We start from the raw sequence: 1380 nt of genomic DNA on the forward strand, positions 1-1380 counted from the left end.
CAGGGTCAGCGCGTCTCAAACCCTATTGACAAGAGGACTGACTTGAGCGGTAATAGGGTTTAAAACAAAGTGGCACTATCTGAGCTAGGGTAAGATTTAATCCATCTAGCTGCAACATCTGTCGTCATGCCAACAGGATTTGAAAAGAAAAGTAAAACTGAAAAATCTTTGACACCCAGCGTAGACAGTTTTGACATTACCAGTAAGTTTCAAGAATACTTCACACAAGTAAAAGACCCAAGAGCAGAAAGGACGAGATGGCATTTACTGACTGATATTATCACCATTTCTATTTTGGCAGTCATTGCCGGTGCTCAAGGTTGGGAAGATATTGAAGAATATGGAATAAATAAAAAAGAATGGTTGGAGACATTTCTAGAACTGCCCTTCGGAATCCCCAGCCCCGATACTTTTAGGAGAGTGTTTGAGAGAATTAACCCCAAAGAATTTGAGCAATGTTTTCGAGTGTGGGTGCAATCGTTAGTTGAGAATTTAGGAGTAGAAGTAGTCGCCATAGACGGCAAAGCTCTCAAAGGCTCATATGACCGAACATCTCAGCTGAAAGCTTTACATATGGTCAGTGCTTGGTCTCAAGAACACCGTTTGGTCTTGGGACAAACGAAGGTGAGCGCCAAATCGAATGAAATCACGGCCATACCAGCACTCTTAGAAATGCTAGATTTATCTGGCTGCATCATTACTATTGATGCAATGGGTACACAGAAATCAATTGCCAAAAAAATTAGAGAAGGTGGTTCTGATTATATTTTGAGCCTCAAAGATAATCATCCCACACTACACCAACAAGTGAAGAATTGGTTTGAAACTTCCCTATCTCTTGGTTTTAAAGGTGTTGATGTGAATATTAGTCAACGGGTAGAAAAGGGACATCACAGAATCGAAAATCGTCAAGTTTACACTGTGTCAGTGTCACAACTTCCTGCACTTCATGAACAAGATGATTGGGTAGGACTGACAACAGTGGTGATGGTAGTGCGTTCAATTCAGCATTGGAATAAAACTACCCACGAGGTGCAATTTTACATCTCTAGTCTCACCAGTGATGCTAACAAGATTGGTAGCGCAATTCGACAACACTGGGGAATTGAAAATTCTGTTCATTGGACATTAGATCAAGTTTCCATGAAGATGAATGTCGGATTCGTTCTCTACACAGCCCACAAAATTTTGCTTTACTACGTCGCATTGCACTCAATGCCTTAGAACAAGAAACATCTTTTCGCCGCAGTATTCGCCAAAAGTCACGGCGAGCCGCTATGAACGATCAGTATATGCTTTCTGTACTGGCGGCGGCTGTCTCAAACTCGAACTCCATACTATGATCCGCCTGTCAACAGAATTTGAGACGCGCTAACCCTG

The 1380-nt window shown here is 42.0% G+C and carries 1 pseudogene; it reads left to right on the forward strand.

Annotation, left to right across the window (positions count from 1 at the left end):
* The first annotated feature begins 126 nt into the window (after nt 1-126).
* Nucleotides 127-1343, forward strand: a pseudogene (locus tag WA1_RS51930) (ISAs1 family transposase).
* Nucleotides 1344-1380 lie beyond the last annotated feature (37 nt).

It is taken from the genome of Scytonema hofmannii PCC 7110 (genome assembly GCF_000346485.2).
Taxonomy (GTDB): domain Bacteria; phylum Cyanobacteriota; class Cyanobacteriia; order Cyanobacteriales; family Nostocaceae; genus Scytonema; species Scytonema hofmannii.